The following is a 15,683-nucleotide window of genomic DNA, read 5'->3' as shown; positions in this document are numbered from 1 at the left end:
GTTGAATTTCGTGCCTGTAAATATACAATGTTACCCCGGATATCAGAAGAAATTTCAGGCTTCTGTTAAAAAATGAAGTCTGCTCATTTTATGCAAATAGGAGCAGACCATTTAGTATGAGGTTGTTGTTCAGGATTCTATAATGCCGGCAAGTTTGTAGCCCAAATCTTTAACTTGCTGTTGTACTTTATCAATATCGACCTGTTCTCCCTGGATACTTACATATCCGGTTTTTTCGTTTGCTTCAGCAGCTTCTACACCCTCTATTTGCTTAAGGTGTTTTTCAATGTTCATTTTACAATGTTTACAATCCATGCCCTGTACGTAAACATTTGGATTGTCTAATTTTTCTCCGGCTTTTACCTCGCGGGTTTTGAAGCTTTCTTTGCTAAATAAATTTCCAAGTATTTTCATAAGATGATAAAGAATTAAGAGGGTTAGAATAATAGCTGAGGACCATATAAGCCATTCGGGCAATATGCCATGTTCATGTGTATTCATGCTTTTCTCAATGACAAACCAGGATGATGGCAGCAGGTAGTCAATAATTAATCCCGATGCAATGGCACCAACAACAATGGTAATAAGGTATTTGATAAAAGTGATTTTGCCCAGCGACTGGGCTATTACGGTAATGGTAGCTGCGTTGGTTGCCGGACCGGCCATCAGGAATACCAGTGCTGCACCCGGTGAAATGCCTTTCAGAATCAGAACTGCTGCAATAGGTACCGAGGCTGTTGCACACACGTAAAGTGGTATAGAGGCCAGTATCACAAACAGATACTCGTAGGCCGGATTAGTCATGTGCTGACTAAAAAAGTTGTCGGGGACAATAACGGCAATTAAGGCTGCCAGCAACAGGCCAAGCGCCAGCCATTTCACTATGTCACCCATAAAGTCGATAAAGGCGTAGCGTAACATGGCAATTATTTTATTGCCTTTGATGTGCTGTGTGTTTTCGTTATCTAATGGTTTACTAATGATTTTTTGTTTTTCGCCTTTATTCACCCACCATCCGCCAAACACACCTGTAATCATAGCAATTATAGGTCTGATGAGTGCCAGTGGTAATCCAAGCATCGACCAGGTTACCAGTATGGAGTCTACGCCGGTTTGTGGTGTTGAGGTCATAAAACTAATAGCCGACCCTTTCGATGCTCCGTTTTTATAAAATGAGATACCTGCCGGAATTACACCACAACTGCAAAGGGGGAGGGGTACACCAATGAGCGAAGCATTAAATACTGAACGCAAATTATGTTTTCCCATAAAACGGTTCACTTTATGTTGTGGAAACCACACGTGAAGCATTCCTGCAAAAAGAAAACCTAACATGAGGTATGGAGCCATCTCCAGGGTTAGGTGCCATAACTCAATAAAAAATGTAGTTATATAATTAAGCATAAAAGGGTCTTTTTGTTTCTATTACAAATCTCATTCCTTACGTCCAAATTTTTTAATCAAAAACAGATTTTCAGATAAACTTTTTGTTTTTTTATGGGTTACTGGCAAAGAAAAGCTTAAAAGATGAAAGTTAAATTAGTAGTAGTATCCATTGTTTTAATGGTTTTAGGTTTTGGAATGATTCATAACGGTAACCCAACAATTGAATATGCAGGAAGTGCTATGATTGGGGTTCCCGCTGCTTATTTGTTATTTTTGCTTTTCAGAGTCTATTTTCGCAAAACAGATGATTCAATGGATGACACAAAATAGATTTTGTTTTGCAGAAACTACTGATTTTTTAATTTCTATCCCTTTGCTGTTACTTTTATCGGCCTTTTACCTGAAACAATCATGATTGTAATGATTAGTTGTATGGGTTTATTTTGCAAAAAGCAAACAAATGTTTAACCACGCGAGGTTTGTTTTGTTTGATTGAGTTTTTGCATACAGGAGAACCAAAAAAAAGCCCGGCAATACCGGGCTTTAAGTTTAGGTGTTGAATATTTAGTCTCTCCCTGCAAAGAGGGCCAGTAATCTTAAAATTTCAATGTAAAGCCACACAAGGGTAACCATAAGTCCGAAAGCTGCATACCATTCCATGTTTTTGTCTAACCCTGCCTGACTTCCTTTTTCGATAAAATCGAAATCGAGTATCAGGTTTAAAGCTGCAATGACTACAATAACCAGCGAAATTCCAATTCCAAGCAGGCTCGATTCATACATAAAATTAAGGTTGGCGCCGAACATGTTGGCTACAATAGTAATAAAATACACGAGTGCTACGCCGCCTGTGGCAGCCATAACTCCTGCTCTGAATTTTTTTGTGGCTTTTATAATCCCGGCTCTGTAAAGCATAAGCATGGCAAACAGCACACCAAATGTTAAAGCAACGGCGCGCATTACAATTCCTTCCTCCGGAAACATGGCATTAAAATAGGCTGATATGGCACCTAAAAACAGACCTTCCAGCACTGCATAAATTGGGGCTACGTATTTAGCAAGATTACGTTTGAAAACGATAACCATGGCTGCGATAAAACCACCAATAGCACCACCAATCATCCAGCCCTGAGCTATTTCCGGGGCAATATTAAATTTACTCCAGGTGTAGGTAGCACTAATTATTGTAAGAAGCACCAGCAGTCCGGTTTTCTGAATACTTCCGTTAATTGTCATGGTTTGCGCTCCACTTTCAGCAACAGATTTTCGAAATACCTTTTGGCTTAAAGCGGGATTAGATGTACGTAGCATAATCGTATCTTTTTGGGATAGCAATTACAAATTTTAGGCCGAATTTAGGATTTGCCTGCCATTGAAAATGTGAATAATTTGTTAATTAGCCATTTCAGAGAAGAATTTAATACGCATTAACCTGACGTCTTCTTCTGAGTAATCTTCTTCTCCCAGTTCTTGCAATGCATCTTCAAGTGACTCATTATCTGCTTCTTCCATGAAGTAGGCATATACGTCTTCCTGCTTTTCTTCATCCACAACCTGATCTATGTAATAACCTATATTCAGGCGGGTTCCAGAATATACAATGGCTTCAATTTCTTTAAGCAGATCATCCATCTCCATGCCTTTGGCAGAGGCAATATCGTCCAGCGGTATTTTACGGTCGATAGATTGAATAATGTACACTTTCAGCCCAGATTTATTAACAACCGATTTGACCACCATATCTTCAGGGCGCTCAATTTCGTTTTCCTCCACGTATTTTTTAATCAGTTCTACAAATTCACGCCCGTATCTTTTGGCTTTGCCCTGCCCGACACCAGTCATGTTTTGCATTTCTTCAATACTAATCGGATAATGGATAGCCATATCCTGCAGAGAGGGATCCTGGAAAATTACAAATGGTGGTATTTCTTTTCGTTTGGCGATTTTTTTGCGCAGATCCTTCAACATAGCAAACAGGGTAGGGTCTGCTGATGCAGTATTGATACTTGATGTGTGTATATCATCTTCCTGGTCATCTTCAGGGAACTCATGTTCTTTATACAAGGTTACTGAATATGGGCTTTTTAAGAACTCTTCGCCTTTTTCTGTTACGGTGAGCAAGCCATAGTTTTCAATGTTTTTACGCAGTAGTTTTTTTATCAGGGCTTGCCGTATAATGGCATTCCAGAAGCGGGCATCATGGTCTCCTCCGGACCCGAATAGTGGCGATTTATGGTGTTTGTATGATTTTATGGCTGAATCGGCAACTCCGGCAAGGAGTTTTGATATGTAATCGGCCTTAAAACTTTCTTTAATGGTTTTGATTGTTTCAATAATCTGAACAATGTATTCTTTTCCTTCGAAGGTTTCTTTTGGGTTCAAACAGTTGTCGCAATTGCCGCAAGGTTCGTTAAGGGTTTCGCCAAAGTAATTCAATAATTGCTGTACGCGGCAAACACCGGACTCTGCATATGTTACCACTTCATTGAGTAGTTGATTCCCAATTTCCTGTTCTGCTACAGGTTTACCCTGCATAAATTTCTCCAGCTTCTGTATGTCTTTATAAGCATAAAAAGCAATGCATTTACCTTCTCCACCGTCGCGGCCGGCACGTCCGGTTTCCTGGTAATAGCTTTCGAGGCTTTTGGGTATATCGTAATGTATTACAAAGCGCACGTCAGGTTTGTCGATGCCCATTCCAAAAGCTATGGTTGCTACAATGACATCTATCTCTTCCATGAGAAATTTATCCTGAGTCCCGGTACGTGTGGCTGCATCCATCCCGGCATGGTAGGCTAAGGCCTTTATTCCGTTTACGCGAAGTGTTTCTGCCAGTTCTTCAACCTTTTTGCGGCTCAGGCAATAAATAATACCGGATTTTTCCTGGTTATCTTTTAAGAACTTTATAATTTGTTTATTGACATTCTTTTTGGGGCGTACCTCGTAATATAAATTGTGCCTGCGGAATGAAGACTTGTAAACATTGGCCTCAAGCATACCAAGGTTTTTTTGTATATCGTGTTGAACTTTTGGTGTGGCTGTGGCAGTTAGAGCGATAATAGGTGCACGGCCAATGGTTTCAACGATGGGTCTTATTCGTCTGTATTCAGGTCTGAAATCGTGGCCCCATTCTGAAATACAATGTGCCTCATCAATTGCATAAAATTGTATTTTGGCTTTTTTCAGAAAAAGTATATTTTCTTCTTTGGTGAGCGATTCAGGAGCCACATAAAGTAGCCGGGTTTTGCCGTTTAATACATCTTCACGTACCCGTGTCATTTCTGTTTTATTCAACGAAGAATTCAGAAAATGAGCAATACTATCATTTCCGGCGTAACTGCGCATGGCATCTACCTGATTTTTCATCAATGCTATAAGGGGTGAAATCACTATGGCAGTGCCTTCTTGTAAGAGTGCCGGTAGCTGATAGCAAAGCGATTTTCCACCACCTGTGGGCATTAAAACAAATGTATCATTATTATCAAGCAGGTTTTCTATTATGGCTTCCTGGTTTCCCTTAAAAGTGTTAAAACCAAAATGTTTTTTTAACTCAGCACTAAGCGTACTATATTTTCCATTCATTTGTGCATATATTTTCTAAAATCTATCACTAAGTTAGTAAAAATCCAATACATTTATTTTTATTTTGTCAGTTATTCAGGTGATATTTTTCAGGTTTTATCAACAAACAGAGACTTATTGATCCTGAGTGTAATAAAATCTAGTAATTTTACACACTTAAACCCGCTAAGCTTTTACAAAAACTGTGCATAAAATGAATGATCATAAGCGTAACTACGAGAATATTTTAAAAATTGCCCGAAAGTCAATAGAACATGAAGCTTCTGCTATAAAGAATCTTGTAAATTATTTGGATGAGGATTTTGCTAAAACAGTTGAACTAATTTTTAATTCAAAAGGCCGGCTAATTGTTACGGGTATTGGAAAAAGTGCCAATATTGCTAATAAAATTGTAGCAACTCTTAATTCTACAGGTACTCCCGCAATTTTTATGCATGCCGCTGATGCTATTCACGGAGATTTGGGTATTGTTCAGCAACACGATACTGTTTTGTGTATTTCTAAAAGTGGTAACACTCCTGAAATTAAGGTGCTTGTTCCTTTGATAAAGTCCAGGGGAAATACCCTAATTAGCATGGTAAGCAATACAGATTCTTTTTTAGGAAAAAACGCTGATTATGTATTAAAAAGCACCATCGAAAAAGAAGCCTGCCCCAATAATTTGGCGCCTACTTCAAGTACCACCGCTCAGCTGGTTTTGGGTGATGCTTTGGCTATTGCATTAATTGAATACAGAGATTTTGGTGAAGAAGATTTTGCGCGTTTTCATCCGGGTGGAGCACTTGGCAAAAAATTGTATATGCGTGTAAGCGACTTATATAAAAATAACCCGCGCCCAATGGTTGCATTAGAAACCCCCGTAGAGCAAGTGATTCTTGAAATATCTGAAAAACGCCTTGGTGCAGCGGTTGTGACAGATAAAAAAATGCAGGTGCTTGGGATTATTACAGATGGCGATTTAAGGAGAATGATACAGAATAAACTTGACTTAAGTACTACAACAGCAGAGGATATTATGAGCAAGAACCCAAAAACCATTGTTCCCGATGCTATGGCTATAAGAGCCTTTAATTTAATGGAGGAGAATAACATTACCCAACTTGCCGTAGCGATAGATGGAAAATATGAGGGCATGGTACATTTGCATGATATCCTTAAAGAAGGTATTGTGTGATATGGGTTGTGGCCCTTAAGTTAAAACCTATTAGTTAGAACTTTGAATGATTCGATTTTCTTGTTTCCTTTATCTAAAATATATTCCGAACTATGATTAAAATTGGTTTTATAGGAACTGAATTGGATATTCAAAAAAGGGCACCATTATTCATCAACGCATATGGTGAAAGCAACCTTACAGTTTTGCAAAGCAAAGAAGGAGATGAGAATTTTAAAACCATTGATACCGTAGAGGATCTTGTGCAATTGAATGATATTGTTGTAATTGAATCGGGAGCTGCACAAAATTTAAATTTACTTTACCATACCATAAAAAAAGGGAACAAGCTTTTTCTTGATATTGATAAACCAATGTCTCTACCTGTTATACAAAAATGTAAAGCTTACCAGGAAGAAGCCGGCAATAGCATTGCATTTAATGTTTCGCCGTATTACGGTCTGCTCGATTTTTTTAATAAAGATTTAACCAGACAGACGCACATTCATCTCACAAATATGGCCCAGAAAAATAATCTGGTGAATCAGGTTTATCAGTTTTTGGTGTTTGGATGTATTTTTTTAGAATGTGACAATATTCATGCTTCCTATCAAATAATGCCCGGCAGTAATAATGAAATAAGGGCTATTGCGGCCAATTTGAATAACCTGCAAGAAAAATATCTGCATGTGCTTGCAGGCGATTATAAAGAAACTACAAATCAGTTTATGATTTATAATCAAAATTATTTTAAGCAGGGAAGTTTGCCGGAGAAGCAATATTTCGATGATGCTGATATATTAAAAAAACAACTTAATGCGTTATACAAGAGTGATGTAAAAGGAGACTTGCACTGCCTGAATACTGTAGTAGCTGTATTGGCTAAACTAAAAGATTCGGTCGAGAAAAAAGGTTTTTACCTATAGCAAAGTTTTAAGCTGATATTTTTATTTTCTTTGCAAGATAAATTTTTGTAACAGCACGATTAATATTATTGTTTTGATAATGAGTAGAATAGCTAAATTTGCGTTTGTAGTAACTTTTTTATCGTTTGTGGGTTGTGATTACATCAACCCTGAAGAAGAAATCCCTGCTTACCTTACTATTGAGGATATTACTGTAAATGAAGAATATGCACAGCTTACAGATGCCTGGGTTTATGTAAATGAAAATTTAGTGGGTGTATTTGAGCTTCCTGCACATTTCCCGGTTTTAGAGCAGGGTAATTCGAACATAAGAGTAGTACCAGGCATTAAAGTCAATGGTATTGCTGTTTCCAGAGGTCCTTATCCCTTTTATCAACACTGGGAGACAGAAGTTAATCTTGAACCTGGAAAAACAACGACCTTAGAACCCGAAACATCTTTTCGTGAGGGACTTAATTTTCGCTGGGAAGAAATTTTTGAGTCGGCCTCTACAACAATAGAACCTTACGATTCCGCCCAAACTGTTATTATAAAAACAGATACTATAAGCGATGCCCCTTCTTCCACAGCCGGACTTATTATAATTGAACCCGACTCTACAATTAGAGTTCAGTCTGTTGAGCAATATTCGCTGCCTTCTGACAGGGATGTTTATCTGGAGCTATCTTATAAAACGGACCATTATTTTGAATTTGCCTGGCACATTCAGAATTTGAGTGATGGCAGCATCAGAGAGGCACGTATATATCAGTTTAATCCCACAGACGGGTGGGAACATATTTATATTTATTTAAGCAACTTTATAGATGATTATAACGTGGTAAATAATCAGTTCCGCTTTTTGTTTGGTAGCAATAACCTCACAAGTGAAACCAAACATATTTATCTCGATAATATTAGATTAATTCATTACTAATTGGATGTATGAACAAAAAGCTACTCACCTTTAAATATGTTTTAGCCGATTTTGTGGCTGCAGCAATTAGCTGGGGCTTGTTTTATGGCTATCGTAAAGTTTATGTTGAAAAATTTCCAATTGAAAAGATTCATTTGGGAAATGATGACACCTTCTTTTTGGGCTTAAGTGTAATACCTTTGTTTTGGTTAGGCCTGTACTATTTTACAGGCGAATACAGAAACTTGCTAAGGAAGTCGCGGTTGCAGGAACTGGCATATACATTCAAATTGGTACTTGTGGGTTCAGTGATTCTGTTTTTCATACTTATTTTGGACGACTATATCACATCTTATAAAAATTATTACACATCGTTTTTTACGCTTTTTTCTTTTCAATTTGTTCTAACCTATCTTCCCAGGCTTGTTATAACCAGTTCTACAATAAGGAAAATACGGCGTGGTGAATTTTATTTTAAAACACTCATAATCGGGGCTCAGGAGAAAGCCGTTGGTTTGATAAAAGAACTGAGCCATAAACCCAAATCATCAGGAAACAAGTTTATTGGATTTGTACCTTTGGAGCCGCAGGAAAAATATCCGTTGGAAGAATATTTACCTAAACTTGGGGATTCACTGGAAGATATAAATAAAATAGTTCAGGCACACGGGGTGGATGAGGTTATTATATCATTGGATTATCAGGAAAAAGACAAACTCGAGAAAGTTATATCCCGGTTGGAATTATTGCATACACGTACTTTAATGCAACCAGATCTTTATGATATTTTAACCGGCTATGTACAAACAACCTCCCTGTATAGCATTCCTTTGCTAGAAGTAACACATGAACTCATGCCTCCCTGGCAGGAAAATGTTAAGCGATTCCTCGATGTGGTGTTGTCTGTATTTGCCATAATTTTGTTAATTCCTGTGTATTTAGGTATAGCAATAACCATTAAAATAAATTCAAAGGGACCAATTTTTTATTCTCATACCCGAATAGGCCGTTTCGGCAACCCTTTTACAATATACAAATTTCGGTCAATGGTAGTTGATGCGGAGAAAGACGGACCGCAACTTTCTAATCATGAAGATAACAGAATTACAAACGTGGGAAGGTTCTTGCGTAAAACCCGCTTAGATGAGATTCCACAGTTTTATAATGTGATTATTGGAAATATGTCATTAGTTGGTCCAAGACCGGAGCGGCAGTTTTTTATTGATCAAATTGTAGAGCGGGCACCTCATTATTACCACCTACTTCGTGTCAGGCCGGGTATAACTTCACTCGGACAGGTTAAATATGGGTATGCAGAAAATGTAGATCAAATGATCGAGCGACTTCGATACGATATTATATACATCGAAAACATGTCGCTGTATGTCGATTTCAAGATCATGATTTATACCACAAAAACCATATTCGAGGCTAGCGGAAAATAGGCCACTAAAATTTTGCTACAACAGGATATCTTCTTCCCATGCCAAAAGCCTTAGATGAAACCCTTAAAATGGGTGGAAACTGGTAGCGTTTATATTCATGTATATTTACAAGATGTGTAACTTTCAGCACATCTGATTTTTTAAAACCCATTCCAATAAGATCATCTACAGATTGTTTGCGCTCGATGAACTCAAATAGCATTCTGTCCAGTATGTCATAATCCGGCAAATTGTCGCTATCTTGCTGTTCAGGTCTTAACTCTGCAGATGGTGGCTTTTCAATTGACCCTGAAGGTATAATTTCCTCGTTGCGATTGATGTAGCGCGAAACAGCATAAACATCTGTTTTGTAAACATCTCCAATTGGCGATAAACCACCGTTTGTGTCTCCGTAAAGTGTGGAATACCCTACTGCTGCTTCACTTTTATTTGAAGTATTAAGCAGCATATTACCATGTTTGTTGGAATAGGCCATAAGTAATAGACCTCTTATGCGCGCCTGAATGTTTTCTTCTGTTACATCAAAAGTATTGTTGGGAAATACGGGTGATAGGCTTTTATTTATGGCATTGTAAACATCTTTTATGGCCAGGGTCTGATGTGGCATACCCAGATTTATAGCCAGTTTTTCAGCATCGCTTACAGAATGTTCTGATGAAAACTCTGAAGGCATTAAAAGTCCGTGCACATTTTTGGCACCAAGCGCTTCACATGCTAATGCGGCTACCAGCGCAGAATCTATACCGCCGCTGAGGCCCAGTAGCGCTTTTTCGAAACCGCTTTTTTCAAAATAGTCACGGATGCCTAAAACCACAGCATCGTGGATTTGTTTAATGCGGCTGTCGGATGTATTATGCGTGGTCGGCCCTTGCTTTTCTATTTTTTCAAGGGAAATGATCTCAAAATCTTCTTCGAACCTTTTTAATTGTTTTACAATTTCTCCATTGGTGTTAAGTACCTTTGAGGCACCATCAAATATTAAATCTGTGTTGGCGCCAACCTGGTTGATATAAATAAGTGGAATTTGATAATCGTGGGCGTTGCGTTTAAGTATGCCTTTTCTTTTTTGTTCCTGATTGTATGAGAAAGGCGATGCAGCAATGTTTATAATTAAATCCGGATTATTACCCACTAGCTTTTTCATGGGGGCCTTTTTGTAGAGCCTGGTTTGGGCAAAAGGTTGATCTACCGGTTGCTCATCCCATAGATCTTCGCATATGGTGAGTGCTATTGTATGCCCGTTTATCTCTACAATTTCAGGTGTTTCATTGGGTTCAAAATATCGATATTCATCAAAAATGTCATAGGTAGGTAATAGTGTTTTGTGTATAATCTTTTTTATTTGGCCGTTTTGTAACACATAAGCTGAATTGTAGAGTTTCTTTCCTTCCGGATCAGCATTTATACTGGGTGCGCCAACAATAACAGCAATATTGTCTACATGCATCAAAATGTTGTTGATTGCCTTTTCGGATTTTTCAATAAAGCTCTTTTGTTCTAACAAATCCAAAGGAGGGTAGCCGCAAATAGCCAATTCTGAGAAGATTACCAGGTCGGCGTTGTGTTTTTTAGCCTTAATAATCTGTTCGTTTATTTTGTTTGTGTTTGCTTCTATATTGCCTACGTGATAATTGTTTTGAGCTAACGCAATTTTCATCTCTGTACAATTTTGGTGGTTAGTTTCTGTCCCTATGTTACCCGGTATGGGTTTCGCCATGATACCCTGAGTAAAAACGTTACTTTCTTCTGGTTATTTTGTGTGCACTAAGCTGCATGTACGTTACCTAAACTTTTGGTTTACAACTCGACTTGGTCCTTCCAGCATGCAAACTTACTGTTTGATTGTTAAAAAATAAGGCCAAGTTTCATTCCAAAGGCATTATGAGAAATCCTGTCTTCTCTATCGCCTTCATCTTTTGTGATATCGAACATACCGCTGCTGTAAAATAATGTGCCCTTAAGGGCCAATTGAGCGCCCAGGGAATATGATATACCTCCTTCAAAATAATACGAAATGGCTATCGGAATTGTACCTTCGGTGAGCTCTTGTTTATCAACATCATACTCATCGGCTGTAACTTTGCTGCGCAGCTCCATGGCAGGGATAAAACCACCTTCGAACAGAACTCTTAAATAACCAATTTCGTTTGATTGAAACTTTATACCCAATGGTATTTCAATGTATTGAAGATTGTATTCTACCGAACTCCCACTATCAGCTGTAAAATCATTATCTACCGTTTTAAACTCAATGGGGGTTTCGTAAATTAAATTAAGCGATGTATGGGAAATCATAAGACCTGAGGTAATGGCGTAATTATCACCGAAAAATTTATCACCTCTTAATCCGTATTTTATGCCAAAAGAAGTACCGTTAGGCACTACTTTGTTGGTGTTGCTCGACGCCCATGATATATGGGGTGCTGCTTCAAAACCAAATGAAAATTTGTTCTGTGCATTGAGTCCCACTGCTGCAAGCCACAGGGCACTAAAAATAAGTATTGTTTTTTTCATAGTTATAAGGTTTTACGACCATTGTAAAATAAAACATATAAGTTGAATTTCCCATGTTTTTAAAAGATAAACAGCATATTATGTTTTAAAATGGCTGGAATCAATAATATTTAATTATTATGCCGTTATCAAAACAAACGATTATTTTTGTTTTTTTGTGCAAAATAGTTTAAGATTTTATCCAATGAATACATACAAGATTTTATTACAAAAGTATAACAATCATGCTTTGAAGTTACTCTTTTTTGTTATTTTGAGTTTTATTTTGAGCTCATGCAAAAATGATAAGCTCTATGTAGATGTCAGAAACATTGACCCGGAATTTGAAGTAGTGCGTTTTGATAGTTTGCTCTTCGAATCTCATCCCGATACGGTAGCATTGAATGCCGGCAAATTATTTAATAGTTATCCGGCCTTTTCTGAACTGTATTTTTATCATATCATAAAAACCGGCACTCCGGAAAGGCGCGATTTTTACGATATTTTTACCCTCTTTTTATCTGATTATGATATTCGCATGGCTTATGAAAAAACTCGCAAATTATACCGCGATTTTAATCCGTACAGGGAGAAGCTTTACAGCGCTTTTCAGCATTACAAATATTATTTTCCCAATCGTAATGTGCCCGATATTTATTTGATGATGACCGGGTTTAATCAGTCGGTTGTTACTGCTGAAGATATTTTGGGAATTGGGGTGGATAAGTTTTTGGGCGAAGACGCCAGGTATTATGACCAGTTGCAGATATCAAATTATTTGCGTAAGCGAATGAACCCTGAAGTAATGCCTTTTGAAGCAGTTAAAGGTTGGATTGTAACAGAATTCCCATTCAATGATTCGGTCAATAATCTTGTGTCTAACATGATATATCATGGTAAAGTGCTTTACCTTATGGATGCCTTTTTCCCTAATGCTCCTGATTCACTGAAGATCGCATTCGCAGCCAAGGATATAGCATGGTGCCGACAATCGGAAGAAGATGTATGGCTTTATATGATGGAGAAAAAAATTCTTTTCGACGATAATCGCATGTTGATTAAGAAATTTATTGAAGATGCTCCTTTTACCGGACCATTTACAAAAGAAAGCCCGGGGCGCGTAGGTCAATGGGTCGGGTGGCAAATTGTGAGGAATTACATGAACAAAAATAAAGAAGTAAGCATCCCACAGCTGATGAAAAACAATGATTATCAGCAAATTTTAATGCAATCGGGTTATAACCCATGATTGACCTGTAGCGTATACAAATTTTTCTGAATAAAGTTAAAATGTAAAGATGATACATCAGGCCAAAAAACTGCTGAGAGAGAAAATCAAAACCTTTATAGAATCGCTTTCTAAGGAAGAACAGATGCAGCAAACAAAGGCTGTTTTTAGCCGGCTGGAAAATGTGAAGCAATACAACGAAGCAAAAACAGTGATGTTGTTTTGGTCTTTTGGTAAAGAAATTTTCACGCATGATTTTGTAAATATGGCTTATCAGACAAAAGAAGTCTTGCTTCCTGTAATTGATGGTGAGAATCTCCTGATTAAGCCCTACACAGGCATTGAAAATATGGCGCCTGAACCGCACTTTGGTATTCTTGAACCTCAGGGCAAAGCTATTTTAGATGCCAGGCCAGATTTGATTATAGTTCCGGGCTTGGCATTCGATGCAGCCTGCAACAGGCTTGGCAGAGGCAAGGCTTATTACGATAAACTGTTTAGCTCCCGCAATACAAGGGCTACACTTATAGGTGTTGGATATAATGAGCAGATAGTTGGTGCTGTGCCCGTTGATGACCACGATAAACAACTCGACATGGTTATTACCCCCGAAAAAATTTATTACAGAAAAATGTAGATTTATTCCGGAAAAGGAATTTTTTGTTGCCTGTCGAACAAGTTATAACTCTTGCGGTGAAATGGCGTTATGCCGTAATTCCGAATAGCTTCACGATGGTCTTTTGTCGGGTATCCTTTATTTTTGTTCCATTTGTATTGCGGATGCTTTTTATGCAGTTCCAACATGTAATCGTCGCGGTAAGTTTTCGCCAGCACCGATGCCGCAGCTATTGATAAAAATAAGCCATCACCTTTAATGATACACGTATGGGGTATATTTTTATATGGGCTAAACCGGTGACCATCAACCAAAATATGTTCCGGTACGGTGGTTAGTTGAGCCAGCGCTCTGTGCATGGCCAGAAAAGAGGCATTAAGAATGTTGATTTCATCAATTTCGTGATTGTCAACCATAGCTACTGCCCAGGTTAGCGCTTTATCTTCAATAATGGTTCTGGCTGCCCGGCGTTGCTTGTCTGTTAGTTTTTTAGAGTCTGTAAGGTATGGGTCTGAGAAATCGGTTGGAAGAATTACAGCTGCTGCACAAACGGGCCCTGCCAAACAGCCCCGGCCTGCTTCGTCGCAACCGGCTTCTATTGCGTGTGATTTGTAATATGGTTTGAGTTTATATGTTTTATTTGGCATTATCTATAACCTTTTGGATACAATCCCACAGGCGCCCGGCCGATTTGTCCCAGGTAAATTTGTGCTGTTGTTTTACAGCTGCTGACAGCAATTGGTTGTACAGCGATTCATCTGTTGCAATGCGCTCCATACCTTTGGCTATTTCGTCAACACTTTCGGGATTTACATAAATGGCAGCATCGCCGGCTACCTCCGGCACAGAGGTTACGTTCGATGCCAACACAGGCACCTCACATTGTATTGCCTCAGCTACAGGTATACCGAACCCTTCGAAAAAGGGTACAAATGTTAGCGCATGGGCTGATGCGAGAATTTTATGCAGGGTTTCAGGGTTCTGGCGCCCTAAAAATACAATTTCAGATTTGTACTGAAGGTTTTGATAGGTCTTTTGCAAATCATCATCTCTGAACAGCGGTTCACCAATGAGTAAAAGTTTAAAGTTCTGCGTGTCTTGTTCCTTGAATTTGTTAAATCCCTGTATCAGGTGCTTGATGTTTTTTCTGGCACTGAATGCACCAATAAAAAGAAAATAAGGGGCGCCGCCACTAAATTTTGCTGTTACCTGTGTTTTTAGATTTTCATCTATAGGCGTGTACATTTCGTTAGCGCCATTATAAACCACATCAATTTTTTCATCAGCAACTTTGTACGTGTTGGCAATATCTTGTTTTGAATATTGCGATACCGTGGCAATACGTGTGGCTTTATGAGCAAATTTAGGAAAGAAATAGTTGTAATATTTTCTGTAAAACCAGGGTAAATCGCCGGGTCGGTGAGCGAAATTTATATCATGAATTACACCAACTTGTGGGGTGCTTGAGCGTAAAGACAAGAATCCGTCCGGAGACAAGAATAAGTCTGCGTTGAGATGTTTCAAAAGACGGGGCAGCTTTAATTCGAACCAAATAACGTACAAAAGGGGGTGTCTTGTTGGCGGGGTTAAGACGACCGGTTTCACATTATCTGCAAATATGAATTCCTGAGCATAAGGCCGGTCAAAAATAAAAACGAATTCAATTTCGGGGTGCGCAAGGGTAATTCTTTTGAGATTTTCAAATGTAAACCATCCAATACCTTCCAGTTTATTTTTGAGTAAAAGTCGTACGTTAACTGCTATGCGCATATCTGATTTTTTTATCAAAGATAGAATTAATCAAATATTTCAATTGTAAAATTTATTTAAAATAATATGGGGTATCCGATCAACACCCGTGATTTTCGTTAATAATTTTATCATATGTTAAAGGCTCTGCAATAACAGCCTGTTCAAGTAACCGCATAAACAATAAACCTCTACTATTTGATGTTCTCC

The 15,683-nt window shown here is 38.3% G+C and carries 14 protein-coding genes and 1 pseudogene; 7 read left to right on the top strand and 8 right to left on the bottom strand.

Annotated elements, in window-relative coordinates:
- Positions 1–129 precede the first annotated feature (129 nt).
- Positions 130–1,404 (bottom strand): permease, encoded by a 1,275-nt coding sequence (locus tag ACTB0Y_RS14345; RefSeq protein WP_463207525.1) that lies wholly within the window; start codon positions 1,402–1,404, stop codon positions 130–132.
- A 123-nt stretch (positions 1,405–1,527) separates the two neighbouring features.
- Here ACTB0Y_RS14345 and ACTB0Y_RS14340 point away from each other — a divergent pair, with 123 nt between their 5' ends.
- Complete coding sequence (locus tag ACTB0Y_RS14340; RefSeq protein ID WP_463207524.1) at positions 1,528–1,716, top strand: hypothetical protein; 189 nt, start codon at positions 1,528–1,530, stop codon at positions 1,714–1,716.
- Positions 1,717–1,950: 234 nt separating this feature from the next.
- Here the strand turns inward: ACTB0Y_RS14340 and ACTB0Y_RS14335 are convergent, their stop codons facing one another.
- Positions 1,951–2,697 carry a Bax inhibitor-1/YccA family protein gene (locus ACTB0Y_RS14335; RefSeq protein WP_463207523.1) on the bottom strand — a complete coding sequence of 249 codons (747 nt, stop codon included), beginning with the start codon at positions 2,695–2,697 and terminating at the stop codon, positions 1,951–1,953.
- A gap of 81 nt (positions 2,698–2,778) precedes the next feature.
- Positions 2,779–4,968: a DNA helicase RecQ gene (gene recQ, locus ACTB0Y_RS14330; RefSeq protein ID WP_463207522.1), complete on the bottom strand. Its 2,190-nt coding sequence runs from the start codon at positions 4,966–4,968 to the stop codon at positions 2,779–2,781.
- Positions 4,969–5,161: 193 nt separating this feature from the next.
- On the opposite strand from recQ, the gene ACTB0Y_RS14325 reads away from it, so the two are divergent.
- From ACTB0Y_RS14325 to ACTB0Y_RS14310, 4 genes are all read left to right on the top strand, one after another.
- On the top strand, positions 5,162–6,142 hold the full coding sequence (locus ACTB0Y_RS14325) for a KpsF/GutQ family sugar-phosphate isomerase (RefSeq protein WP_463207521.1): 981 nt from the start codon (positions 5,162–5,164) through the stop codon (positions 6,140–6,142).
- A 92-nt stretch (positions 6,143–6,234) separates the two neighbouring features.
- A complete protein-coding gene (locus tag ACTB0Y_RS14320) occupies positions 6,235–7,047 on the top strand; it encodes a hypothetical protein (RefSeq protein WP_463207520.1) in 813 nt (270 codons plus the stop codon).
- Between the two features lie 79 nt (positions 7,048–7,126).
- Positions 7,127–7,963, top strand: a complete 837-nt coding sequence (locus ACTB0Y_RS14315) for a hypothetical protein (RefSeq protein ID WP_463207519.1) — start codon at positions 7,127–7,129, stop codon at positions 7,961–7,963.
- An 8-nt stretch (positions 7,964–7,971) separates the two neighbouring features.
- Positions 7,972–9,387 carry a sugar transferase gene (locus ACTB0Y_RS14310; protein WP_463207518.1) on the top strand — a complete coding sequence of 472 codons (1,416 nt, stop codon included), beginning with the start codon at positions 7,972–7,974 and terminating at the stop codon, positions 9,385–9,387.
- A 4-nt stretch (positions 9,388–9,391) separates the two neighbouring features.
- On the opposite strand, the gene ACTB0Y_RS14305 is transcribed toward ACTB0Y_RS14310, so the two are convergent.
- Positions 9,392–11,044: an NAD+ synthase gene (locus ACTB0Y_RS14305; protein WP_463207517.1), complete on the bottom strand. Its 1,653-nt coding sequence runs from the start codon at positions 11,042–11,044 to the stop codon at positions 9,392–9,394.
- 188 nt (positions 11,045–11,232) lie between these two features.
- Positions 11,233–11,901 (bottom strand): porin family protein, encoded by a 669-nt coding sequence (locus tag ACTB0Y_RS14300; protein WP_463207516.1) that lies wholly within the window; start codon positions 11,899–11,901, stop codon positions 11,233–11,235.
- Between the two features lie 184 nt (positions 11,902–12,085).
- Between ACTB0Y_RS14300 and gldB the strand changes: the two genes are divergently transcribed.
- Positions 12,086–13,129: a gliding motility lipoprotein GldB gene (gldB, locus tag ACTB0Y_RS14295; RefSeq protein ID WP_463207515.1), complete on the top strand. Its 1,044-nt coding sequence runs from the start codon at positions 12,086–12,088 to the stop codon at positions 13,127–13,129.
- Between the two features lie 49 nt (positions 13,130–13,178).
- A complete protein-coding gene (locus ACTB0Y_RS14290) occupies positions 13,179–13,745 on the top strand; it encodes a 5-formyltetrahydrofolate cyclo-ligase (RefSeq protein ID WP_463207514.1) in 567 nt (188 codons plus the stop codon).
- A 2-nt stretch (positions 13,746–13,747) separates the two neighbouring features.
- Here ACTB0Y_RS14290 and ACTB0Y_RS14285 read toward each other — a convergent pair whose 3' ends face one another.
- The 3 genes and pseudogenes from ACTB0Y_RS14285 to ACTB0Y_RS14275 all read right to left on the bottom strand — a co-directional run.
- Positions 13,748–14,371, bottom strand: a complete 624-nt coding sequence (locus ACTB0Y_RS14285; protein ID WP_463207513.1) for a ribonuclease HII — start codon at positions 14,369–14,371, stop codon at positions 13,748–13,750.
- Positions 14,361–15,494, bottom strand: coding sequence for a glycosyltransferase family 4 protein (locus ACTB0Y_RS14280; protein WP_463207512.1), 1,134 nt, complete (start codon positions 15,492–15,494; stop codon positions 14,361–14,363). Before ACTB0Y_RS14280 ends, ACTB0Y_RS14285 begins: the two co-directional genes overlap by 11 nt.
- Positions 15,495–15,573: 79 nt before the next feature.
- A pseudogene (locus ACTB0Y_RS14275) lies at positions 15,574–15,683 on the bottom strand (IS1595 family transposase); the annotation flags it as partial.

The organism is Salinivirga sp. (assembly GCF_055145285.1).
Note: the sequence above shows the minus strand (reverse complement) of the source record. Positions and strands in the feature narration are given on the sequence as shown.